Origin of the sequence: Vibrio sp. 10N.239.312.C11 (assembly GCF_041466065.1) — a bacterium.
Lineage (GTDB): Bacteria > Pseudomonadota > Gammaproteobacteria > Enterobacterales > Vibrionaceae > Vibrio > Vibrio tasmaniensis_A.
Genome location: NZ_JBFSRZ010000030.1, coordinates 25689 through 47588, shown reverse-complemented (window position 1 = coordinate 47588; position 21900 = coordinate 25689). Strand labels below are relative to the sequence as shown.

The 21900-nt window shown below is 44.4% G+C and carries 24 protein-coding genes; 5 read left to right on the top strand and 19 right to left on the bottom strand.

Going from position 1 to position 21900, the window contains the following annotated elements:
- Window positions 1–130: 130 nt before the first annotated feature.
- The 3 genes from AB6D07_RS14005 to AB6D07_RS13995 all read right to left on the bottom strand — a co-directional run bounded on the left by AB6D07_RS14005 (window position 131) and on the right by AB6D07_RS13995 (window position 2184).
- Window positions 131–1009: a class I SAM-dependent methyltransferase gene (locus tag AB6D07_RS14005; RefSeq protein ID WP_009848250.1), complete on the bottom strand. Its 879-nt coding sequence runs from the start codon at window positions 1007–1009 to the stop codon at window positions 131–133.
- A 97-nt stretch (window positions 1010–1106) separates the two neighbouring features.
- Window positions 1107–1727, bottom strand: a complete 621-nt coding sequence (gene lexA / locus AB6D07_RS14000) for a transcriptional repressor LexA (protein ID WP_009848249.1) — start codon at window positions 1725–1727, stop codon at window positions 1107–1109.
- Between the two features lie 94 nt (window positions 1728–1821).
- Window positions 1822–2184, bottom strand: coding sequence for a diacylglycerol kinase (locus tag AB6D07_RS13995; protein ID WP_029223019.1), 363 nt, complete (start codon window positions 2182–2184; stop codon window positions 1822–1824).
- Window positions 2185–2403: 219 nt separating this feature from the next.
- On the opposite strand from AB6D07_RS13995, the gene plsB reads away from it, so the two are divergent.
- A complete protein-coding gene (gene plsB, locus AB6D07_RS13990; RefSeq protein WP_009848247.1) occupies window positions 2404–4827 on the top strand; it encodes a glycerol-3-phosphate 1-O-acyltransferase PlsB in 2424 nt (807 codons plus the stop codon).
- A gap of 104 nt (window positions 4828–4931) precedes the next feature.
- Here plsB and ubiA read toward each other — a convergent pair whose 3' ends face one another.
- Together ubiA and AB6D07_RS13980 are read right to left on the bottom strand one after the other, a co-directional pair.
- Window positions 4932–5786 carry a 4-hydroxybenzoate octaprenyltransferase gene (ubiA, locus tag AB6D07_RS13985; protein WP_009848245.1) on the bottom strand — a complete coding sequence of 285 codons (855 nt, stop codon included), beginning with the start codon at window positions 5784–5786 and terminating at the stop codon, window positions 4932–4934.
- Window positions 5787–6329 (bottom strand): chorismate lyase, encoded by a 543-nt coding sequence (locus tag AB6D07_RS13980; protein WP_162924288.1) that lies wholly within the window; start codon window positions 6327–6329, stop codon window positions 5787–5789.
- A 162-nt stretch (window positions 6330–6491) separates the two neighbouring features.
- Between AB6D07_RS13980 and AB6D07_RS13975 the strand changes: the two genes are divergently transcribed.
- Window positions 6492–6899, top strand: a complete 408-nt coding sequence (locus AB6D07_RS13975) for a flagellar basal body-associated protein FliL (RefSeq protein ID WP_009848242.1) — start codon at window positions 6492–6494, stop codon at window positions 6897–6899.
- An 87-nt stretch (window positions 6900–6986) separates the two neighbouring features.
- Here the strand turns inward: AB6D07_RS13975 and glpG are convergent, their stop codons facing one another.
- The 6 genes from glpG to ftsY all read right to left on the bottom strand — a co-directional run bounded on the left by glpG (window position 6987) and on the right by ftsY (window position 12660).
- Window positions 6987–7829, bottom strand: a complete 843-nt coding sequence (gene glpG, locus AB6D07_RS13970; RefSeq protein WP_017104246.1) for a rhomboid family intramembrane serine protease GlpG — start codon at window positions 7827–7829, stop codon at window positions 6987–6989.
- Window positions 7830–7884: 55 nt separating this feature from the next.
- Window positions 7885–8205, bottom strand: coding sequence for a thiosulfate sulfurtransferase GlpE (gene glpE / locus AB6D07_RS13965; protein ID WP_009848240.1), 321 nt, complete (start codon window positions 8203–8205; stop codon window positions 7885–7887).
- Between the two features lie 441 nt (window positions 8206–8646).
- A complete protein-coding gene (gene rpoH, locus AB6D07_RS13960) occupies window positions 8647–9504 on the bottom strand; it encodes an RNA polymerase sigma factor RpoH (RefSeq protein WP_029223159.1) in 858 nt (285 codons plus the stop codon).
- Between the two features lie 177 nt (window positions 9505–9681).
- On the bottom strand, window positions 9682–10650 hold the full coding sequence (gene ftsX / locus AB6D07_RS13955; RefSeq protein ID WP_029223158.1) for a permease-like cell division protein FtsX: 969 nt from the start codon (window positions 10648–10650) through the stop codon (window positions 9682–9684).
- Window positions 10637–11314: a cell division ATP-binding protein FtsE gene (gene ftsE, locus AB6D07_RS13950; RefSeq protein WP_009848236.1), complete on the bottom strand. Its 678-nt coding sequence runs from the start codon at window positions 11312–11314 to the stop codon at window positions 10637–10639. Before ftsE ends, ftsX begins: the two co-directional genes overlap by 14 nt.
- Before the next feature lie 77 nt (window positions 11315–11391).
- Window positions 11392–12660, bottom strand: coding sequence for a signal recognition particle-docking protein FtsY (gene ftsY / locus AB6D07_RS13945; RefSeq protein WP_017104245.1), 1269 nt, complete (start codon window positions 12658–12660; stop codon window positions 11392–11394).
- A 230-nt stretch (window positions 12661–12890) separates the two neighbouring features.
- On the opposite strand from ftsY, the gene rsmD reads away from it, so the two are divergent.
- Together rsmD and AB6D07_RS13935 are read left to right on the top strand one after the other, a co-directional pair.
- On the top strand, window positions 12891–13493 hold the full coding sequence (rsmD, locus tag AB6D07_RS13940) for a 16S rRNA (guanine(966)-N(2))-methyltransferase RsmD (RefSeq protein ID WP_017104244.1): 603 nt from the start codon (window positions 12891–12893) through the stop codon (window positions 13491–13493).
- A gap of 10 nt (window positions 13494–13503) precedes the next feature.
- Complete coding sequence (locus AB6D07_RS13935; RefSeq protein ID WP_009848233.1) at window positions 13504–13770, top strand: DUF1145 domain-containing protein; 267 nt, start codon at window positions 13504–13506, stop codon at window positions 13768–13770.
- Window positions 13771–13888: 118 nt separating this feature from the next.
- On the opposite strand, the gene AB6D07_RS13930 is transcribed toward AB6D07_RS13935, so the two are convergent.
- The 4 genes from AB6D07_RS13930 to AB6D07_RS13915 form a co-directional block, all read right to left on the bottom strand.
- A complete protein-coding gene (locus tag AB6D07_RS13930) occupies window positions 13889–14473 on the bottom strand; it encodes a YhgN family NAAT transporter (protein ID WP_009848232.1) in 585 nt (194 codons plus the stop codon).
- A gap of 205 nt (window positions 14474–14678) precedes the next feature.
- Window positions 14679–14915 (bottom strand): YecH family metal-binding protein, encoded by a 237-nt coding sequence (locus AB6D07_RS13925; protein WP_009848231.1) that lies wholly within the window; start codon window positions 14913–14915, stop codon window positions 14679–14681.
- 90 nt (window positions 14916–15005) lie between these two features.
- Complete coding sequence (locus tag AB6D07_RS13920; RefSeq protein ID WP_029223157.1) at window positions 15006–15626, bottom strand: lysoplasmalogenase; 621 nt, start codon at window positions 15624–15626, stop codon at window positions 15006–15008.
- A gap of 928 nt (window positions 15627–16554) precedes the next feature.
- Window positions 16555–16929: a hypothetical protein gene (locus AB6D07_RS13915; protein ID WP_009848229.1), complete on the bottom strand. Its 375-nt coding sequence runs from the start codon at window positions 16927–16929 to the stop codon at window positions 16555–16557.
- A gap of 244 nt (window positions 16930–17173) precedes the next feature.
- On the opposite strand from AB6D07_RS13915, the gene AB6D07_RS13910 reads away from it, so the two are divergent.
- Entirely contained in the window at window positions 17174–17503 is a 330-nt protein-coding gene (locus AB6D07_RS13910; protein ID WP_009848228.1) for a DUF2500 domain-containing protein, read from the top strand.
- A 60-nt stretch (window positions 17504–17563) separates the two neighbouring features.
- On the opposite strand, the gene AB6D07_RS13905 is transcribed toward AB6D07_RS13910, so the two are convergent.
- From AB6D07_RS13905 to AB6D07_RS13890, 4 genes are all read right to left on the bottom strand, one after another.
- Window positions 17564–18577: an acyltransferase gene (locus tag AB6D07_RS13905; RefSeq protein ID WP_017104242.1), complete on the bottom strand. Its 1014-nt coding sequence runs from the start codon at window positions 18575–18577 to the stop codon at window positions 17564–17566.
- 183 nt (window positions 18578–18760) lie between these two features.
- Window positions 18761–19981 carry an organoarsenical effux MFS transporter ArsJ gene (gene arsJ / locus AB6D07_RS13900; protein WP_017104241.1) on the bottom strand — a complete coding sequence of 407 codons (1221 nt, stop codon included), beginning with the start codon at window positions 19979–19981 and terminating at the stop codon, window positions 18761–18763.
- Between the two features lie 221 nt (window positions 19982–20202).
- Window positions 20203–20712 (bottom strand): cyclin-dependent kinase inhibitor 3 family protein, encoded by a 510-nt coding sequence (locus AB6D07_RS13895; protein ID WP_017103553.1) that lies wholly within the window; start codon window positions 20710–20712, stop codon window positions 20203–20205.
- A gap of 158 nt (window positions 20713–20870) precedes the next feature.
- The gene (locus tag AB6D07_RS13890) at window positions 20871–21872 is read right to left on the bottom strand and encodes an ArsJ-associated glyceraldehyde-3-phosphate dehydrogenase (protein ID WP_017103554.1); all 1002 of its coding nucleotides are present in this window, start codon (window positions 21870–21872) and stop codon (window positions 20871–20873) included.
- Window positions 21873–21900 lie beyond the last annotated feature (28 nt).

Below are 21900 nucleotides of genomic sequence, written 5' to 3'. Positions count from 1 at the left end.
AGATTAGAGGCGATAGTTTAACCTAGTGAGTGGGCTTTCACTATGTTGTGGGGATGTGCTTGCCTTTTATCGATAACGAATATCTCTAACGAGGCAAGCATTCAGATATCTGCCAACAGAACCGCTAGCACTACCACTTAACAAGCACTAACTGCGGCGTTAAACGCTTTTTGACCTGAGAGATTTTACAAAGAAGTCGCTGCCACAATTTCCAACGATTACACTGCTGGTCAAGTGGAGAAAACGCTTTTACCCACTGAGCCCATGGCAGCCAATTAAGGACGCTGTCTATCGGAGAAGATAAGCCATGTGCGTATTTTCCAGAACCGAGCTTTTGCCCCAGAGCACTAGAGCTTTTATCTCCAGCTAACACTAAACACGCATGTGCGTGGGTAAAATAACGGCTCAAAGACTGAATAAAGTTCGCCGTCTGTTGTTCATTGCAATCCAACAGAGCATGTTCACACACCACCATCACCGAAGCTTGTTCTGGAATATTAAGTTCATCCAACCAGGTCAGGTCATCCACCGAGCCACACTCTAGACGGTAGCGTTCATTCTTGTGGAACAGGCGTTGTCGCCAAACTAGATTCTCGGTTACATCTAGCTCAACCCAATGACAACGGCCGTTATCTAAACGGTAGAAGCGGGTATCAAGCCCTGCTCCCACGTTAATTATCCAAGCATCTGGGTTATGAGATAAAAACTGTTGAACTTGAGAGTCACAAAGTTGAGTCAGTGTCGCGTAAAGGAGTTGTTGCTGGTCGAGTTCACCGGTAAGGCATTCAGGTGCGAGTTGGCAACGCTTGCAGGCTTGTGCTGCAATAGGGTCATAAACAAGACCGTCATCGGCTAGGCTTTCGCGGCTGCGAAACCAAAGGTGTTGAACAAGATTCGTCGGTACTTGGAATTCTTGATGTGCTGACCCGAGATCAGAAGAAGCCTTTTGATCATAGGTGTGCGACTTACGAATAAGCGGCTTCATTTGAGGTTTGGTTGGGTTTGGCATCATCATCTTCCTTGTATCTCGACAAAGAAGATGATAATGAATATCAATTACAATAACAAGTTATTGAGAGTAAATATCAATAAGCTGTTTGCACTGACTACATCCAGTCCGTGTTACGAATAATACCAACCGCAAGTCCTTCAATAGACAAGTGTTGGGATTCTAAGTCCACGTGAATTGGAGAAAACTCTTCATTTTCAGCATGCAACAGAACGGTAGAACCTTTGCGCTCTAGGCGTTTTACCGTTACATCATCGTCGACACGAGCCACGACAACTTGTCCATCACGCACGTCTTGTGTTTTATGCACGGCCAGTAAATCGCCATCCATAATACCTATGTCTTTCATACTTTCGCCATTTACGCGAAGTAAGAAGTCAGCTTGTGGCTTAAACATACCTGGGTCAACTTGGTAATGCATTTCTACATGCTCTTGAGCCAAAATAGGCTCGCCAGCGGCAACCTGACCGATTAATGGTAAACCTTGCTCTTCGTTCGCTGCATCTTCAAGCAAAATACGAATACCGCGAGACGCACCCGGGATAATCTCAATCGCTTCTTTACGAGCAAGAGCTTTCAAATGTTCTTCTGCAGCATTTGCAGAGCGGAAGCCAAGTTCACGTGCGATTTCTGCACGAGTCGGTGGCATACCGCAATCTTCGATCTTACTTTTGATAAGGTCAAAAACTTGTTGCTGGCGGGGCGTTAACGGCTTCATGATTCACCTGTCTTTTTATACAGTTGACTGTGAGTATATCCAGTAACTGAACAAAAGCAAAGCAATTGGTTGTTTTTAGTTCATTTTTAGCGAATTACAAAAATAAGATCTCTAACCACACGTAACCAGCTAATACTAAACAGATAAAAACGGCAGCTGAGCCAACATCTTTCGCCATCCCAGAAAGCTCATGATGTTCGCTACCGATTCGGTCAACGACCGCTTCAATCGCGGTATTGATCAACTCGACAACCATCACCAACACGACGGCTGAAATCATCAAGATTCGCTCAACTTGGTTTACATCTAAGTAGAACGCCAACGGAATAAGCACTGCGGCCATGAAAACTTCTTGTCGAAATGCAGCCTCGTTTTTAAACGAGCTCGTGATACCTTGCCATGAAAAGCCCGCCGCTTTGACGATACGTTTGAATCCGGTGTTTGATTTTTTGGTCATTTTTAACCCTATACTCAATCAGTCGATGAATGATTTTCCACAAACTTAACGGCAATATGACTATTTCCATTAAAAGGTTAGACCAGTTTCTGGTATTCTTGCATCGATTAAATTTACGCCTAGGCTTATCCCTATTTCACTCATAGGATTTATCCTTTCATTATAGAAATAGAGATACGCTTGAGCACATTGAAATAACTATTGAGGCAGTGAACCTATATGTCTTCTGGACAATCTTTTTCACGTTCATTAATGAAGCTACCTTTATCCCTATTGGTAAAGAGCACATCAATCCCTTCAAACCCTGTAGAGGATTTGAACATTGATTTGAGCAAACCGATTGTATACGCCTTACCGTTTCGCTCAAGTGTAGACATTCTTACATTGCAAAAACATGCACTTGAACTAGGGTTGCCTGATCCGTTGAGCAAACTTGAAATCAATGGCAAATCACTGCAACGCTACGTTTTTATCTCTTCTCGCAAAACTCTACTGCAAGACGATGATTATGTACCAAGCTCATCAATTGAAGTCTTCTCCGAACTGCTTTCACTGCATGCAGAAGACTCCGAGCTCGACGTTCAAGTTATCCCTGCCACCGTATTGTGGGGTCGAAAGCCTGGTAAAGAGAATAACCAGAAGCCTTACCTACAAGCAATGAACGGCTTAGAGAAATCGAAAGCTGTATTGCTAGCAGGTCGTGACTGTCTGGTTCGCTTTAGCCCAGTGGTATCTCTACGATACATGGCTAACTCACACGGCACCGACAGCACCATCGCGCATAAACTGGCGCGCGTGGCACGCATTCACTTCTCTCGTCAAAAGCTTGCAGCATCGGGCCCAAACCTACCAAGCCGCCAAGCTCTGTTTGACCGCCTGCTAAAGTCAGAAGCAATCAAAAAGGCGATAGAAGATGAAGCTGAATCAAAAAATATTTCCATAGAGAAAGCGAGCAAAGAAGCTCAAGACATCATGGATGAGATCGCAGCTAACTTCTCTTACTCGCTGATTAAACGCGGTGAGAAGATTCTTGGTTGGTTGTGGAATAAGCTGTACCAAGGACTGCATATTAGCAACGCTTCAACGGTTCGTAAGCTAGCTCAAGACGGCCACGAGATTGTTTACGTGCCTTGTCACCGCAGCCACATGGATTACTTACTGCTTTCTTATGTGCTTTATCATGAAGGCATGGTTCCTCCGCACATCGCTGCGGGTATTAACCTGAACTTCTTCCCTGCCGGTCCTATTTTCCGTCACGGTGGTGCGTTCTTTATTCGTCGTAGCTTCAAAGGCAACAAGCTTTACTCAACGATTTTCCGTGAATACCTAGCCGAACTGTTCGCTAAAGGTTATTCGGTAGAGTACTTCAGTGAAGGTGGTCGCTCTCGTACGGGTCGTCTACTGCAAGCTAAAACCGGCATGCTAGCGATGACAATCCAAGCCATGCTGCGCGGCATGAACCGTCCGGTGACTTTGGTTCCTGTATACATCGGCTATGAGCACGTAATGGAAGTCGCGACCTACGCGAAAGAACTTCGTGGTAAGCGTAAAGAGAAAGAAAACGCGAGTCTAGTGATTCGTACAATTCGTAAGCTGCGTAACTTTGGTAAAGGCTACGTGAACTTCGGTGAACCAATTCAGCTTAACCAATATCTGAACGAACATGCTCCTGAGTGGACTAAAGATATCGACCCAATGGGAACCAGCAAACCACAATGGATGAACCCGGTGGTTAATGACTTGGCAACCAAAATGATGACGCACATTAACGATGCGGCAGCGACCAATGCCCTGACTCTTTGTGCAACGGCACTATTGGCTTCAAGACAGCGCGCATTGTCTCGTGACTCTTTGGTTTCTCAGATCAACTGCTACCTGTCTTTACTTAAGAATGTGCCTTATTCAGGTACATTCACAGTGCCTAAAGACAGCGCTGAAGACTTAGTAAAACACGCAGAGTCATTGAACAAGTTCTTAATTGAATCAGACACTATGGGCGACATCATTTCGCTTGATCGTCACCAATCGATTCTGATGACCTACTATCGTAATAACATCATTCACTTGTTTGCATTGCCATCATTGATCGCTCAGATGACCATTCGTCAGCACGGTTTATCAATCGACGCTATTCAAGAAAATGTTGCAGCTATCTACCCATTCTTAAAGAAAGAGTTATTTTTAAGCTACGACGAAGATCAGCTTGAAAGCGTGGTTGCGAACATCATTGATGAGCTAGTCGGTCAAGGCATGCTTGTTGTGTCGAACAACCAAGTAACGATCAACCAGTCAAACAGCCAAGCACTGATGCTACTAGGCCGTACGATTTCAGAAACGCTCCAGCGCTACTCAATTGCTCTGAACCTATTGGCAGAGAATCCTGATCTAGATAAGTCAGACCTTGAGCAGAAGAGCCAAGACATCGCACAGCGACTGGGTCGCCTACAAGGTATCAACGCACCGGAGTTCTTCGATAAAGGCGTGTTTGCGTCGATGTTCGCAACTCTGAAACAGCAGCAATATCTGGATAACGATGGTAACTGTGATTTAGAAAAGACTCAGCAATTCGCTAAACTTCTCTACTCAATGCTTTACCCTGAAGTACGTTTGACGATTCAAGAGAGTATCCACCAAGCAGAATAATCTCTTGGTTAGCATTCACTTTAATCACTAGACTGAACACGATCAAAAAAGGCACCCAATGGGTGCCTTTTTCTTTAGCGTTCGTTTACTTGTAAAGTTGATGCTTACCAGAAGGTAATGAACAAGCCTACAGTCACCGCCATTCCAACATAGTTATTGTTCAAGAAGGCTTGGAAGCAAAGGTCTCGATCGCGGTGACGCATCAGATGCTGTTGATACACGAACAAGCTTCCCGAAACTAACAGTGCCCAGTAGAAAGTATCACCGAGTTGGTAGTGCATGCCCAATGCAATCAACATCGCCAGTGTAACTAACTGCAGCGCGCCAACCATAAGCTTATCAAAACGACCAAACAGAATAGCCGTCGACTTGATGCCAATCTTCAAGTCATCATCTCGGTCAACCATCGCATATTGCGTGTCGTAGGCTATCGTCCACAACGCATTAATCACGAAGATAAACCACACAATGCTTGGCAGTTCATTGGTTTGCGCCGCCCAAGCCATTGGTATTGCCCAACTGAAAGCCAATCCGAGAAACAACTGTGGAAGGTGTGTAAAACGCTTCATGAAAGGATAAATGAACGCGAGACCAACCCCAATAAAAGAGAGCTTAATAGTCAGCGGGTTCATGGTGAGTACCAACAAAAAAGAAACCACAGCTAACACTAGAAAGAGCACAATGGCTTCCTTGCTGGAAACCAAACCTGAAGGTAATGGACGTTGCTTGGTGCGTTTGACATGACCATCAACTTTACGGTCAGCAAAATCATTAATCACACAGCCAGCCGATCGCATTAACACCACACCGAGTATGAAAACAACCAAGACATCAAAATCAGGCATGCCTTTCGCAGCAATAATCAGCGACCACAAGGTCGGCCAAAGGAGTAACAGAGTACCAATCGGGCGATTCATTCGCGTCAATTGCCAGTACGCCTTCGCTTTGGTGGCAAGCATTTACACACTCTCCTTAGAGTAAATGGGGGATGTTGGTAAAAAAAGTTCGGCCACAAGCATCGGTTTATGATTCATCCATAATCGAGAACGACGCGCGAGTAATCGCTCATCGCCAGCGATAACCCAACCGACTTGAAGCGCATCTCGCTCCACGTTCTCAGCACTGAAAACCGTTAACCCAAGCGGGACATCCCCTTGTTGAGAAAGGTCAGAGTGCTGATGATCTTCTAGGGTAATTCGAGGTATTAAGGTTCGACCTAACACCCACGGCTCATCATCACCCTTTAAAATCACTTTACGCAGTAAGCAATCATGTGATGATAAAAGGCGTTCTTCGTCCTGTTGCAGAATTGATCGTTCCACAACTTGATTATGAAGCAACTCAACAGACAGGTGCTTGCAGCACTTGCCCAACTTACGGGAAAGCGATCCTTGTTCCATAAGCCACTCTTTGGTGGTTTCATTAGGAAAATTAAATTTTTCTGTGCTTTGCCAATCTACATTCATTAATGAATTTAGATACAATGATATTGACTGATTCATACTAGTATTCAATAGGTGACTTTACACGTACAATAAAGCTTCAACTTTCGAATAAAATTAAAGCGTCCTTCGAATTGTAAACGTATTTAGATTTAGACCGCTCATTGTAACAAGACTAATGCGTTTCGAATATCGCGAATAAACTAAAGAAAAGTCTCAAATATGCACAAACGTTATGTAGCCCAACTATTTATTGCGATTAATCTACTGTTTTCAGCATCAAGTTTCGCTGAAGAAGAATCGACACCCAAACTAGCCTACTTCACGCTAGAGCCCGATCTCACCACCAATTTTTACACTAAAGGTAAAAAACTGGGCTATATTCAGGTCCGTCTCGACATAATGGTCGCAAATAGTAATGACTTAGAAGCCATTGAGCATCATCAGCCATTGATTCGTGATGCGGTGATTGAATTACTCGGCAAACAAAATGAAGAGACAATTAAGTCTCTATCCGGTCGTGAAGATTTGAGAAAGTCCTTAGTTGAGCACCTCAATAAGATTTTACTTCCAGAAACAGGTAAAACTCTCATTGCTGACTTATTGTTTACCAAATATCTTTATCAGTAATGATGTAAAAACGAATCCCAATAAAAAAGCGGCTCATCTGGCCGCTTTTTTGTCTCTATCGTTTGGCTACTCACTAGAAAAAATGAGTTAGCTTCTTGCCGAGCTCGGTGCTTTCATCGCATCGATAAAGCCAATAATGACACCAGCGGCTAGGCCAGCTAAATGCGCTGTATTGGCGATCGCCATAAATGGCTGCATGTACCCAAGCACTAACCACACCAACATAAAGCCGACAATCTGTCTTGGGATACCTAAACCAAGTTGTGGCGCCTTCGCACCGACAACCCATAAGTAACCAACCAAAGCATACACAACACCAGACAAACCACCGAAGTTCGCCCCTTCAACCCAATACTGACCAGCACCTGAAAGCGCAGAAGAGACAGCAAAGATCTGAAGTAGCTTGAGGCTGCCTAGTTTCTTCTCAATATCCCCACCTAGCTGCCACCACCACAAAATATTGAATGCGATGTGCATAACAGAGAAATGCAGAACAGCATGGCTCAACCAACGCCACAGCTGCCATTGCTGTCCATCAACCGCTGGGAAATGCAGGGCATTGAAAATAGCTTGGCCAAAACCAATCTGTTGCAGCGCAAAAATCACCACACACACCAACATTAGGCTCAGTGTCACAGGACCGGCTTTTGCTTTGATCATGCCCAAAAAGCTTGGTGTGTGGTAATGGAAATGACTCTTTCTAGACTCAGCCATATCCCAAGACGCCGCTTGATAGCGTTTATGATTGGGTTCAGCAAGAAAACGATTCAGCTCAGCTTCGGTTTCAACCTGAAATTGACCATCAAGAAGCCACAAAGCAAAACGCCCTTCTCCCTCTGGAGACATCTGAATAGGGATCTGACGAGAGGCCATATAATCAATAAATGCTTGAGCAAGACGTGGGTTGTCTAACACCATCAATCTAATCATTGTTACTTCCTATTCATACTATGGAGATGCTTGAAGCGTTTAAGTGATAAAGCTATTAACCCGCAATCACCGGAAGTTCAGCACGATGCCAAGCTTCGAAACCGCCATCAACACTATATACCTCTTCAAAGCCTTGGTTCACTAAATATTGTGCCGCGCCTTGGCTACTAATACCGTGGTAACACATCACTAAGATAGGCTGTTCGAACTCAACCTCATCCATAAACGACACCATTGTATCGTTAGTCAGGTGGTAGGCGGTTTCTGAATGGGCTACCGCAAAAGATTGCGGATCTCGTATATCGACAAGTCGGGCTTCACTTTGTTCAATAAGGGCTTGAGCGCCTTTAACGTCGATATGTTTAAACTGGTCCATGACTTTCTCTTTTTATACTGATTTACTTTGCTGCCATTGTAACCTATCCCAAGGCTAACAATCACACCCACTTAATAAGGTTATCCACCAGCGATCACTTTTACACCATTTGTGGATAAATCTGTGAATTGCGTGAATAAAGTGCCTTTTTAAAAATAGATCCACAACATGTAGTAATGATCCTGATCTAACTGTGGGTTAACTGAAACATATCCCCACTCAAAAAACCCTGTCAAAGCCTTACTACACCCTGCTTTTAGACAGCTGACGAATAAATTCCTCACAGAGTTATCCACAAAATCATTTTGCAAATTTCGATCGCAAAAGTTGAGAAATCGATCCAAAACAAAAAGGCCGAGATCTCTCGATCTCGGCCTTTTCAAAATTAAGCTATTTGCTTGCTACTATGAGAAACCAAATACTATTAAAAATTAAATGCTATTAGAAGTCGCCAACTGCTTGCTTCAATTTCTTCATCGCATTCTTTTCTAACTGGCGGACACGCTCTGCAGAAATGCTATAGGTATCCGCTAAGTCTTGCAGTGTTGCTTTGTTGTCGTCTAACCAACGTGAGCGAACAATGTGTTGACTACGCTCGTCTAAGCTCTTCAATGCGAGACCTAAGCGATTATTAGTATGAGATTCCCAGTTAGCTGCTTCAACCGTCTCAGCAACGTCTGACGCTTTATCTTCTAGGTAATAAACTGGAGCTGTGTAAGCAGAACCACCGTCGTCGTCGTCCATAGGCGCTTCAAACGTCGCGTCTTGTGCCGCTAAACGAGATTCCATTTCTCGAACTTCTGAAGGCTCAACACCCAGTTCACGCGCAACCGTCTCAACTTCACCGTTATTGAACCAACCTAAACGCTTTTTAGACTTACGAAGGTTAAAGAACAATTTACGCTGTGCTTTAGTCGTTGCGATCTTAACGATACGCCAGTTACGCAATACGTATTCATGAATCTCAGCTTTGATCCAATGAACAGCAAAAGAGACTAGACGGACACCAACTTCTGGATTAAAGCGCTTAACAGCCTTCATCAAGCCGATGTTACCTTCTTGGACAAGGTCAGCCATTGGCAGCCCGTAGCCAGAGTAGCCTCTTGCAACGTGCACCACGAATCGTAGGTGTGAAAGGATCAAGCCTTTCGCAGCGTCGATCTCACCTTTGTAATGTAATCGCTCTGCAAGTCCACGTTCCTCGTCAGGCGTCAGCATTGGGTAACTGTTCGCTGAGCGGATATAGCTATCTAAACTATCTTGTGTGACTAAAGCCATTTGATACGCTTGGTTTGCCATTCGGTTCCTCATCAATCTCTGATCTGGAGTAATACATCTATTAAAACCCGACAATCTTGAACCTAAAATGAACAGGTTTCAAGGAGGGGGAAGTAATTATGCATAATCAATTCGTCTATACAAGGCAAAAACTGGTTAAGAACTGCCTATTTTTCGTATAAATATGACTCTATTCACCTAAACTGGTTCAATTTCTTTTAGATGACGCTGTGCAGAAAGCTTCGCAGCTACACTACCAAGCAAGGTTCCGACGATCAAAAGCAATAAAGATTCATCCCAACTCAGGCCAATTAAGCGGAAGTGGCTATCGTACAGCTGAGCCAAGTCATCCACTGCACTGTTCAGTAATACGGTAATCAATGCCGTCATTACCCACGCGCTAATCGAACCTAAAACACCAAACCACATTCCAGCATACAAATATGGTCGAAGAATGTAGCTGTCGGTAGCACCAATCAGCTTCATGGTTTGAATCTCTTCTTTATGCGCCAACACATTAAATCGTAATGTGTTGCCGATAATCAGAAATACTGCGCCCAGCATCAACACAGTTAAGGTAATCACGATGACAGCCGCAAGTGCTTTGATAGCATCCAGTCGAGCTAACCAATCTTCATCTAAACGAACATCGGTGACTAACTCTTGCTTCTTAACCTTGCCTGCCAGTTCTTTAATTAACGTGTCGCTGTGTACGCTTGGCGTAATCACCAACACACCTGGCAATGAATAATCATCTAGGATAGTTAGGGCGTCCTCAAAACCAGAATACTGGCTAAGATCTTCAAGACCTTGCTGCGGAGAAATGTACTCAACCAGATCGACTTGGTCCCAACTTTCGATTTCATCCTTAAGCACCATGACTCTCGGCTCAGGGATACCATCCTCTACATAGGCACTAATTTGTGACGGGCTGGTGACATCTTGCGCCACTTCACCAACGTTCTTGCCCAGTAGGTATAAGCAAGCGGGCATAGCTAAAGCCATTGAAATCACCGCAAGCGTCAGCAAGTTACCCAACGGACGCTGCCACATTTGCGAGAACGATGACTTGGCTTGTTTCCAATGAACAACAAAGAAACCGTCGCTTGAAGCCCGGTTTGCTGCTCGATTGGATTGAGGTTTCTTAATGCGCTTATTCGCGGCCATAATCTTCAACCTCACTCAAAAAGCCTTGGTTTAATTCCAGATGACGATATTGAGGGCGAGTGTTCACTAACCCGATATCGTGCGTCGCTAGCATGATCGTGACACCCGCACGGTTGAACTCTTCAAACAAGCGTAATACACGACTCGATAGTTCAGGATCTAGGTTACCAGTTGGTTCATCCGCTAAAAGCAGAGTTGGACGGTTAACCACAGCGCGAGCAATACCGACCCGTTGTTGTTCACCTCCAGAGAGCTGGCTTGGCAAACAACGAGCTTTATCTAATAAACCGGTTTTGTCCAACGCGGCGCTGACTCGACGTTTAATTTCGTTTTCAGAAATAGATTCAATACGCATAGGCAGAGCGACGTTATCGAAGATCGAGCGATCCATAAGTAGGCGGTGATCTTGAAAGACAATCCCGATGTTACGGCGTAAAAAGGGAATGTCTTTGGCTGGGATACGAGTAATATCGTGATCGTTAAACCAAACACGTCCGTCAGTTGGACGCTCTATCGCGCAGATCAACTTCAGCAAGGTACTTTTACCAGCACCAGAGTGCCCGCCTAAAAATGCCATCTCTCCTCGTTTGAGATGAAAGTCCACTTTTTGGAGCGCTTGTCGTCCGCCTCGGTAGGCTTTGCTCACTTGCTGAAATTTGATCACCGAAAATTCCTCTTACGATCACTCATATCAAATTTAAAACGGTAGCAGGTTAAGGATAAACCACTTTGCTACACGCGTTACTCTTCGCGGCTAAATAGTGCTTCAATAAAGTCTTTCGACTCAAATGGACGCAGGTCGTCAATGCCTTCACCCACGCCAATGTAGCGGATTGGAATCTGGAACTGGTCAGCAATTGAGAAAATTACGCCACCTTTCGCTGTACCATCTAGCTTAGTTAGCGTAATACCCGTTACTGGTGCCACGTCACTAAACAACTTCGCTTGGCTAATCGCATTCTGACCGGTACCTGCATCTAGCGTTAACATGATTTCGTGCGGTGCAGAATCATCGATCTTCTTCATTACACGAACAATCTTGCGTAGCTCTTCCATCAAGTTGCTCTTGTTCTGCAAACGGCCTGCAGTATCTGCAATCACAACATCAACACCACGCGCTTTCGCCGCTTCAATCGCATCGTAGATAACAGACGCGCTATCGGCACCAGTGTGCTGAGCGATAACCGGAACATCATTACGCTGCCCCCAAACCTGAAGTTGTTCAACCGCTGCCGCACGGAAAGTATCACCCGCCGCCAGCATCACTTTCTTGCCTTCACTTTGGAATTGTTTCGCCAGCTTACCGATAGTGGTTGTTTTACCCACGCCATTCACACCCACCATTAAGATAACGTAAGGTGTTTTAGTGGTATCAACAACCAGTGGCTGTTCCACTTGGCTCAAGATTTCTGACATCTCTTCTTTAAGCAGACCATAAAGCGCTTCACCGTCTTTTAGGTCATTACGGGATGCTTTTTCTGTTAGGTTTTCAATGATCTTCACGGTGGTATTCATACCCACGTCGGCGATCAGAAGTTGCTCTTCTAATTCTTCAAACAGGTCTTCATCGATTTGCTTGCCTTTGAACAAACCAAAGAAGCCAGCACCAATGTTTGCTTTAGTACGGCTGAGGCTACGCTTAAGTCGTGCAAAGAAGCTTTCTGTCGGCTTCTCTTGAACTTCTTCAACCTTAGATTGAGGAGCAATCACTTCTTCCTGTTCTGCTTCTGCTTCTGCTTCTGCTTCTGCTTCTGCTGCGACAGGCTGCTGATCTTGTTGAGCCTCTTCAAGCGTTTGCTCTGACTCCGCAAGTTCAGATTCAACAGACTTAGGTTCCGTTGATTTAGCGTCTTCAACTTCAGGTGCGACCTGTTCAGCCTCAACTTGTGATTCAACTTCAGTTTGATCTTCAACGTTTTCTACGTTCGCTTCATTCTGAGTTTTTGGGCTTTGTTCTTCTTCACCAAAACCAAGCCACGATAATAATCCGCGCTTCTTTTTTTCCGTCATCAGAGGAGTTTCCTAGATCTACTAATTAGCTGTATTGACTTAATACACGTCGACTCTTTGCTATTGTTATACAATACAAGCTTGTACAAACGAATAGTAAAGAAAAATGACAAAGCAGTGATAAGTTTGCTTTTAGCTTGATACACTTTGTCATTGTAAATTTATTTAATACTCGAACCCACTTAAATTGGGCTCGGTATAGTATCACTTTATTAGCGGTCAAAAAATCTATGGTAAGACGTCGCCAGCAAAACACATCACAAAAAAAGCCATCCGGAGGCTTTGTTCGAATTATTAGTGGCTCATGGAGAGGTAGAAAACTGCCTGTTCATGATTTAGAAGGATTACGCCCAACCATTGACCGAGTCAAAGAAACACTCTTTAACTGGGTGGCACAAGATATCCCACATTCGACCTGCTTGGATGTATTCGCCGGTTCTGGTGGTCTAGGTTTTGAAGCCGCTTCTCGCCAAGCAAAAATGGTGACACTGCTCGAAATGAATCAAAAAGCGGCCAAACAGCTTTCTGATAACGCGAAAGAGCTCAAAGCAGACAACATCAATGTGGTCAACACTGATGCTATCTCTTTCCTTAAAAAATCAGGCACTCCTTACGATATGGTTTTCCTTGATCCACCATTTCGTAAAGGCTTACTCGCAGAAACAGTACAACTGCTTGAGAGCAACGGTTGGCTTGCCGACAACGCCATCATTTACGTCGAGACAGAAAAAGAGCTAAAACTCGAAGCTATGCCAGAAAACTGGGAATTACACCGCGATAAGACCACTGGCCAGTCGAGCTACCGACTGTTCAATCGAATCACTGAAGAATAGGAGTTATTGAATGAAGTTCTTGCTTCCACTAGCAAAAGCAGCCATCGCCTTTGTTTGGTTTATCTTGATCGCCAATATTTTCTACCCATTCCCGGGTAATGCTGCGATTGCGCTTTATATCATGACAGCATTCTTATTCTTCATGCACGGCCTGCAGATGCTGATTTTCATCGGTGCTTTTGGCGATAAGATCGAAATGTCACGTTGGGAGAAGTGGTCAATATTGATTTTCGGTGTCTTTGCCCTACTCGATATCCGACGCAAACACATGATGTAATAAAGCTTAAGCTTAGATATAAAACGCTTAGCGACAGAAAACATCATGACAGAAACAATTGATACAAAAGCGCCGCTCATTTGAGCGGCGTTTTTTTTATTCAGCGATGATACTGATGTTAGCCCATGTAGCCCTTTACGCCATCTAGGAACATTTGCGTCGACAGCATAACCAACAACAAGCCCATCAAGCGTTCGATGGCTTTAAGGCCTCTCTCACCCAACACTCGCAGGAAGAAGCCATTAAACATCAGAATAAAGAAGGTCGCACCCCAAGCCAGCATCACCGCGCCTGAAAGCTCTAACATATTGTCAGGGTGCTGGGTCGACAACAGAATCAATGCCGCAATCACTGAAGGGCCAGCAATCATAGGAATCGCCATCGGCACAATAAACGGTTCTTCACCCGCCGCGAGGCCAGTAATACTACCCGCACTTGGGAAAATCATCTTAATCGCGATGATAAAAAGAATAATACCGCCAGAGATACTCAAGGTTTCAGGCTGCACATGCAGGAAGTTCATGATGCTTTGACCAGCAAACAAGAACAGCAGCAGGATAATCAGCGCAAACATTAGTTCACGAACAAGAACAATACGGCGACGCTTCGGATCAATATGCTTAAGGATAGAAAGCACGATTGGTAAGTTGCCAAGCGGATCCATAATAAGAAACAGCATGGTCGCTGCAGATAAAATTTCCATAAGTTTGTCTCGAAAGCGTAAGTGCGCGGAGTATAGCAGCCTCAAGATTGATTTTCGAACGCAGTAACAAACTTAGGAATTTACGTTATTGGAAGGGTATTTATGAGAGCCAAACGAGGGAGAAATGGTCGGAGTGGAGCCAAGAATATCGCATCCACTCGCTAATCACAGTTCACTGGCGACAAGAACTGATGGTCATTCAAAATCAGTGATTACAAACACGTTCGCGATTAGTGCAAAGCTTGTCATCAATGATCACGACCTTTTCCATTTTCAGGAAAAATTTCAGCAATCCATCTAAATCCAGACCGTTCAGCTTACACGTATGAAAGCGAGCTTCAGCGCCATAGGTTTGAGCAAGCTCTTGCGTCAACTCTTCACGAGTCAGCGGCTTTTCACTCAGTAGATTTAAAACGTTGTGTGCATGAATTTCGGTAGTCATAACTCTATCTCATGTTTAATGAAGTAGACGTAGAGTACCTACTTTCATCTGAGCTGCCTTGATGTAGCTCAGAGTTAAGCTAGCTCTACCCTAAATGGTGAGGGAAGCAACGATGAGAGCGTGTGCAAGAAAGTAACTGCCCGTTACCCAAAAATAAGCGCCCTTAATTGGGCTGCGATAGAAATTTAGGGCGTACGCCAATGCGGAAAGCAGCAGCACGCAGCAACCAACAAAACCAACAGCATGTGATAGCTGAGGCTCAAGTAACCAGACTTCACCAGAGGCCCAAGCAAGCTGAATGAGCACAATACCCATGATAACCACTGGAAAAACGAGTTTGTCTAAGCGAGGGAGTAATAGGAAGAAAGCAACGATACATGCAGCTAACAGCAGCGCGAACAACCACCAGACCATTTCTCCTGATAGCTGTAACCAAAATGCTTTGCTGTAACAAAGTTGAGCCAACAGGAAACACACAAAATGCAGAAGACGTTTTTGAGTAACAGTATGAAGCACATCTGCGATCGCGGATATCGCTAACCCAGCGACTACCCAATAGGTAAAATCAACGACAACAGATTGAGTTAGAGCAATAGTCGCCAATAATACAAACGTAAAGACCTTATACAATAAAGCCTGACCGATATGCCCATGTTTCGTTCCTGTTATTGCTCCAATACCAGACAAGGAAACCGCCAACCAACTCCACATATCATTTGCCCTATTGCTTTTAATCGTCGCCAGTCTAGGCACACAGGTGTTGATGTAAAGCCTCAGCCCTTCAAAATTGGATCTTGATTACGCTTCCACTAAAAAGAGCATCTTTAGATTGAAGTCGTCACAATAGCTGCAGCGATAGTGATTATTCCTTTTAAAATAGACTCATTGTTCGGAAAACTCATATAAATTGACGCTAGAGAACCCAAACTTAAATTCCAATCACTTCTATCCTGCCAACGCCACAATATGTCGCTATATATTGCAAATACCACATAACTAAAAGTTCAAAATCAAATACACAAAAACATTAAAAACAAACACTTAAAATCAAAAAACAGACTTACATAGAACTTTCCAACACTATGCAAACCTAGACTTACAAAGTGCGTAAATTACCTTTATAAAAACCACTTTGTCAGGTTTCGCTAAGCTTCCTGTCAAAAAACCATCACAAAAATTAAACCTAAAACCTATAAAGTTTAATTAAACAAACCTAGACACCACCAAGCCCTATTAATACAGTTTAACAACCTTTAACAATATAAATTACACAAAATGACCATTACAAAACAACAACTTAAACCAAATGAGAACAAAAATAAATCACAACGAACAAAATAAGAGCTCCCCAAAAAACACAGTAAAACATAGCAAAAGTGATAGAAAACCCAATAGTTTTCTATCACTTTTAAAGGCTTCGAAAGTAATTCTTGATCTAAAGCCATAAGTAGTGCTATTCTTTAAAACATAGCGAGAGACAACCAAATTTAGGAGTAGTGTTATGATTTCATCTTCGCAAAGACAAGGACTTGTAATGATCGCGGTAGTTGTAGGTCTAATGACACTACCGATGATGTACTAAGCAAGTTACAGATAAAAAAAGGGACGCCATTAGCGTCCCTTTTTTTGTTCAATTTTTTCACTTCGAAAACAGATGCAGTGTTAACACATCCCAGTTCGCATAATAGAAACCAGCGGCAGCTAAAGTCATTGCCATCATCAGTAAGATTGCAACTCGCCAAATAAAACGACCACTACGTGGAGTCAACTCCTTCTCACAGTCGTTACACATCATGATGAACTTATGCTGGTCTTCCAACTTAGCCTCATGCTCATTGACTACCTTATTACGACACGTTGCGATATAACGCAGCTTACTCACCGTATCGTGCGGTAGCCTTTCTTCACAGCTTGACACAAGCTCATGCAATCCTTCGCCTTCGGCATGATATTGAAGCCTCAATAATTTCTCTATATTACGAGTTCTTGTCACCACTTTTTCAATATCGGTCATATTAGCCCTCCCACTCCACACTATAATTCTAGTCGAGCATTTCCCTATTCTTATACAAAATCACTGTTATTTACGAGAGAAAGAGACAATAAATAACAATGCTTTATCCCAAACTGGCCTCTAAATGTGATGTCTGCCGAAAAATAATCAGCTTGGCTTACAACAGTTCACGAATAACGGCTTGAAACACATATCCCTATTGCTTGAAAGATTAGAATAACCATCACGACTACATGGAGGTTACATGCCTAATTCACTCTTTTTTGCCATCTTTGCACTCGCCGGTCTAGCGGCTTGGGTATTTCTTGGTTTCTATCGAAAGCACTCACAAGGTGAAAATGCGCCAGAAAAGAAAGTGAACGTCACTGTGTTGGACAAACAATCCATCGACCTTCCTGATGCAGAACCAGGCCAAGAAGATCAAGAGTATTGGATTTACGTTCAACGTGGTGTGGTTGGTCCAAAACGAGAGTTCCAAGTCGGAATCCACTACTTCCATGCCCTGAACCCTGGCGACAAAGGTACCTTAACCTACCAAGGCGATAAGTTCTTACACTTTGCATTGAAGCGCTAAACATTAGGTACTTCAACTGTATCTTCTAAGCAATCCATCAGAAAGCCTTAGCACCCACCGCTAAGGCAATAACCAACGTGTTTTCTCTGACTTAGAGACCAACCAGCTCATCCATAACGCGCCAGCTCCGCTGATCACGATCCATAATGGAATAACCCAAGCAGGGTGTCCTTGGTACCAACCGAACTCTTTCATTGGCCATAAGAAAATCGGGTGCAGCAGATAAATACCTAAGCTGTGTTTACTGATAAAACCAACCACTTGATTGCTCTTCTCAGACAAGCCTTCACCATAGTAACGGCACACCATGAACACCATGCTCGCCGCTAATACGGTGTTCAACGTCTTGTAAGATAACCAACGCCCTACCGTGTATTCTTCTGCGACCAAACTTGCATCAACCACCATATAAACCGTGGTCAGTAACGCTAATCCACCAAGTAACACACTCACGCCGACAGTCATCTTGTTAAGTGGAACCATCTTATACAGCAGGTAACCCAACGGTAAGTACCCGGTGTACAACCACAACTCGTGACTCCAAGGGCCATCGATTTTCAATAAGAACAATAACGTTGTGAACAACCATACCGCCGTAAAGGCATAGACAGATCTATCACCGTACTTTCTGACCATGACCTGTAAAAAAGGAATCACAAAGTAGAGTGGGATGAAGTAATAGAAGAAACCAAGGTGATAGTACGTGTAGTGATGATAACTATTGAGCAAAACCTCCCAACTGACGTCCGCATCAAAACCCATTAGCGACCAACCTGATAGGTAGGTATAGAAAAGCGACCAAACAATGAATGGGATCAGTACCTTACCCAGACGGCGCTTGAGGTAGTATTTAGCATCAAACGGGCGCTGATCACTCAGCATCAATGCACCAGAAATCAAGATGAACACAGGCACTGCCCATCGGCTGAAACCATTCACCGTAATGGCAGTCAGCCACTCACCGAAAGGAATGGTGCTTAATTCATTACGATAAGGCGCCAAAACATGAATCGCGATAACAGCTATGGCCGCGACACATCGTGCTAAATCAAAAAAGAGAACTCGCTGCTTCATGTAAATGCCTGATTAATATTCAATCATTCTACTATAGCAATAAAAAAGCTGACCGGAATAAATACCAAGTCAGCTTAGTGTTAAAGAAGATACTTATCGCGAATTTAACTTATTCGACTCTAGGTTACCCGACCTAAGCAATGCGACTTTCACTCTTACAAATGAGGCTCATGCGGCTGAAGCTTATGCCGCTGAGATTTGCGGCACTTTAGGTAAACGCAGAGAGATCACCGTCGTTATCGCTAAGAATGCGAAGGATACCCACAGACACGCAGACAAACCGGCCATCTGGAATACCAAGCCCGACAATATCGTGCCAATCAAGCGACCCATCGCGTTTGCCATGTAGTAGAAACCAACATCAAGAGAAACCCCATCGCCTTTCGCGTAACTCACAATCAGGTATGAGTGAAGTGATGAGTTCACCGCAAAGATGGCACCAAATACCATCAATCCACCGATGATAACTAGCTCTGGTTGCCAGCCAATTTGCACCGCATAGGCAATACCGGCAGTCACAATAGCCAATGCACCCGCCCACAGTAGCGCTGCATATCCATCAGGCACCTTGCCTTGTGCTTTACCAGTAATCTTAGGTGCAATGCCCTGCACAAAACCGTATGCGATGGTCCAAGCCGCTAAGAAGCCACCCACCCATGAGTGGTCCCAACCAAACACACTGCCTAGATAAATCGGCAAAGCAATCACAAACCACACATCACGAGCACCAAACAGGAACATACGCGCAGCCGACAAGATATTGATGGATTCAGACTTAGAGAAAATTTGTTTAAACTTCGGTTTGGTTTTCGCTTTGCCCATGTCTGCTTCTAAGCTCACTAAACTGCCAATGAAGACCAAGGTCAGCACAGCAGCCATCGCGAGCACTGCGTATTGGAAACCAATCGTCGAAAGCAGTAAGCCACCGATAAAGAACCCGGCACCTTTCAGTGCATTCTTAGATCCGGTTAGAATCGCAATCCACTTATAAAGCGCACCTTGCTGCTCATCTGGGACTAAGGTTTTAATCGAGCTTTTAGCACTCATCTTATTGAGATCTTTAGCGATACCAGACAAGGCCTGCGCCGCCATTACCCAAGGAATGGTCAACATTGCGGTTGGCACCGCGAGCATGCCCAAAGCGACAACTTGCATCCCTAAGCCGATATTCATGGTCTTATTGAGGCCAAGACGCGCCCCTAACCAACCACCAATTAGGTTCGTCACCACACCAAAGAATTCATAAAAAAGGAACAGTGAGGCGATCTCTAACGAACTGTAGCCAAGGTCATAGAAATACAAGACCACCAGCATACGAAGTGCACCATCAGTAATGGTGAAGTTCCAGTAATTGAAGGTCACCAGCATGTATTGGCGAACGCTCTTACTTAGATTTGAAAACATAACGCTATCTCTGCAATCTAAACAAAAAGAGCTTTTAGATCATAGGTGTCCAAAAGCTCTAATTCTTACTTTCCACTTAACTTATACTCAAAATAATTGGAGTGGCAGCTAGGCAACAAGCAAGTTCAGCCCTATGAGCATAGGTGTTCTATGTGATTAGGGCGGCCGGCGATCCGGTGAACTTGCGCAGTTAACAACGCTGCTGGTTCAAGTATGAAGAGCTACGCAGAAGCTACGCCATTAATGTATTCAACCTGAATGGCTTTAGTGAATGCGCCCGGACGCAGTGCCTGCACCTCTTGAACAATCTTGTTCATGTCCCAACTCTTCTCTAACAGCAGGTGTGCAGCCAGCAAGCCAGTCCGGCCAGAGCCGCCCATGCAGTGCATTGCTACCTTGCCGCCGTTATCCACGACTTGGTGTAGCGCAGGGCTCGCCGCCTGCCATTTCGCAGCAAAATCGGCACCCGGTGCACAATCGTCTTCGATTTCGATTTGAAACCATTGCATGCCTAGTGCTTGCGCTTTCTCGCCTAACTTTGAAACGTTCTTGCTCGCCAGTTCTTCACTATCTAGCGCCGTCACAATCGCTTCCACGCCTTGCGCTTTAAGTTGCGCTAGAGATGCATCGAGGTCAGTGCCTTTAGTGCCTGGGCACGGAGTAAGCACTAACGCACCTGTTTTTAAATCTAGCTGCCATGTTGGGTGTGCTTGAGAATTCGTCATCGTCATTAATCTCTTAAAATTCTTTTGTATATAGACCGATACTCAAAATAATTGGAGTTGCAGCTAGGCAACCAGTAAGTTCAGCCCTATGAGCATAGGGGTTCTATGTGATTAGGGTGAACTTACGCAGTTAACAACGCTTGCAGCTTCAAGTATGAAGAGTATTAAGCTAGGCCAACGGTACGAACTAGCTCAGCAGTACGTGTTGCGTAGCCCATCTCGTTGTCGTACCAAGCGTAGATCTTAACCATGCGCTTACCAACTAGCATGGTTGATAGCGCATCTACGATAGTTGAGCGTTGGTCGCCTTTGTAATCGATAGAAACCAGGGGACGCTCTTCAAAGCCAAGAATGCCTTTCAGTTCATTCTCAGACGCTTCTTTCAGCATCGCGTTGACTTCTTCAGCTGTGGTGTCTTGCTTCACTTCGAAGATGATGTCGGTCAGAGAAGCGTTCGCTAGTGGTACACGAACCGCGTGGCCATTAATACGATTTTCAAGCTCCGGGAAAATCTCAACAATCGCTTTAGCGCTGCCTGTCGTTGTCGGGATAAGACTCATACCACATGCACGAGCACGACGTAGGTCTTTGTGCGGCGCATCTAATATAGTTTGTGTATTGGTGAGATCGTGAATAGTGGTGAAAGCTGCGTTTTCGATACCCAACTTCTCGTTAATCACCTTCACAACAGGCGCAAGACAGTTAGTCGTACAAGATGCCGCAGTCACAATCTTATGTACCGCTGGATCGAAGATATTGTCGTTCACACCAACTACGATGTTTGCAATGCCTTCTTCCTTTACTGGTGCCGATACCACAACACGCTTCACACCTTGCTCAAGGTATTTGTTTAGGAAAGATGTCTTACGGTGAACACCCGTCGCTTCAAGGACAACATCGCAACCAGACCAGTCGATTGCATCGATATCGCGCTCTTGCGTAGTTCTAATGCGTTGGCCGTTGATGATCATCTCATCGCCTTCAACCGTGACTTCGTGGTTCCAGCGACCTTGAACCGAATCGAACTCAAGAAGATGCGCCAGTGTTGCTGTATCGCCTGCTACATCGTTAATTTGAACAAACTCTAGCTCAGCCCAATCGAATGCTGCGCGAAGTGCTAAACGGCCGATACGGCCAAAACCATTAATACCTACTTTGACTGTCATACTCTTTTCTCTCAGTTAATTGCCTTCA

Coding starts and splice junctions, on each gene's coding strand:
- AB6D07_RS13895 (WP_017103553.1), bottom strand. CDS start 20,712: ATGACGATGACGAATTCTCAAGCACACCCAACATGGCAGCTAGATTTA.
- AB6D07_RS13890 (WP_017103554.1), bottom strand. CDS start 21,872: ATGACAGTCAAAGTAGGTATTAATGGTTTTGGCCGTATCGGCCGTTTA.
- glpG (WP_017104246.1), bottom strand. CDS start 7,829: ATGATTAGATTGATGGTGTTAGACAACCCACGTCTTGCTCAAGCATTT.
- rpoH (WP_029223159.1), bottom strand. CDS start 9,504: ATGGCAAACCAAGCGTATCAAATGGCTTTAGTCACACAAGATAGTTTA.
- AB6D07_RS13905 (WP_017104242.1), bottom strand. CDS start 18,577: ATGAAGCAGCGAGTTCTCTTTTTTGATTTAGCACGATGTGTCGCGGCC.
- plsB (WP_009848247.1), top strand. CDS start 2,404: ATGTCTTCTGGACAATCTTTTTCACGTTCATTAATGAAGCTACCTTTA.
- rsmD (WP_017104244.1), top strand. CDS start 12,891: ATGGTAAGACGTCGCCAGCAAAACACATCACAAAAAAAGCCATCCGGA.
- glpE (WP_009848240.1), bottom strand. CDS start 8,205: ATGGACCAGTTTAAACATATCGACGTTAAAGGCGCTCAAGCCCTTATT.
- AB6D07_RS13980 (WP_162924288.1), bottom strand. CDS start 6,329: ATGAATCAGTCAATATCATTGTATCTAAATTCATTAATGAATGTAGAT.
- arsJ (WP_017104241.1), bottom strand. CDS start 19,981: ATGTTTTCAAATCTAAGTAAGAGCGTTCGCCAATACATGCTGGTGACC.
- AB6D07_RS13915 (WP_009848229.1), bottom strand. CDS start 16,929: ATGACCGATATTGAAAAAGTGGTGACAAGAACTCGTAATATAGAGAAA.
- AB6D07_RS13935 (WP_009848233.1), top strand. CDS start 13,504: ATGAAGTTCTTGCTTCCACTAGCAAAAGCAGCCATCGCCTTTGTTTGG.
- AB6D07_RS13975 (WP_009848242.1), top strand. CDS start 6,492: ATGCACAAACGTTATGTAGCCCAACTATTTATTGCGATTAATCTACTG.
- AB6D07_RS13925 (WP_009848231.1), bottom strand. CDS start 14,915: ATGACTACCGAAATTCATGCACACAACGTTTTAAATCTACTGAGTGAA.
- AB6D07_RS13995 (WP_029223019.1), bottom strand. CDS start 2,184: ATGACCAAAAAATCAAACACCGGATTCAAACGTATCGTCAAAGCGGCG.
- AB6D07_RS14005 (WP_009848250.1), bottom strand. CDS start 1,009: ATGCCAAACCCAACCAAACCTCAAATGAAGCCGCTTATTCGTAAGTCG.
- ubiA (WP_009848245.1), bottom strand. CDS start 5,786: ATGCTTGCCACCAAAGCGAAGGCGTACTGGCAATTGACGCGAATGAAT.
- AB6D07_RS13910 (WP_009848228.1), top strand. CDS start 17,174: ATGCCTAATTCACTCTTTTTTGCCATCTTTGCACTCGCCGGTCTAGCG.
- lexA (WP_009848249.1), bottom strand. CDS start 1,727: ATGAAGCCGTTAACGCCCCGCCAGCAACAAGTTTTTGACCTTATCAAA.
- ftsY (WP_017104245.1), bottom strand. CDS start 12,660: ATGACGGAAAAAAAGAAGCGCGGATTATTATCGTGGCTTGGTTTTGGT.
- AB6D07_RS13930 (WP_009848232.1), bottom strand. CDS start 14,473: ATGGAAATTTTATCTGCAGCGACCATGCTGTTTCTTATTATGGATCCG.
- AB6D07_RS13920 (WP_029223157.1), bottom strand. CDS start 15,626: ATGTGGAGTTGGTTGGCGGTTTCCTTGTCTGGTATTGGAGCAATAACA.
- ftsX (WP_029223158.1), bottom strand. CDS start 10,650: ATGGCCGCGAATAAGCGCATTAAGAAACCTCAATCCAATCGAGCAGCA.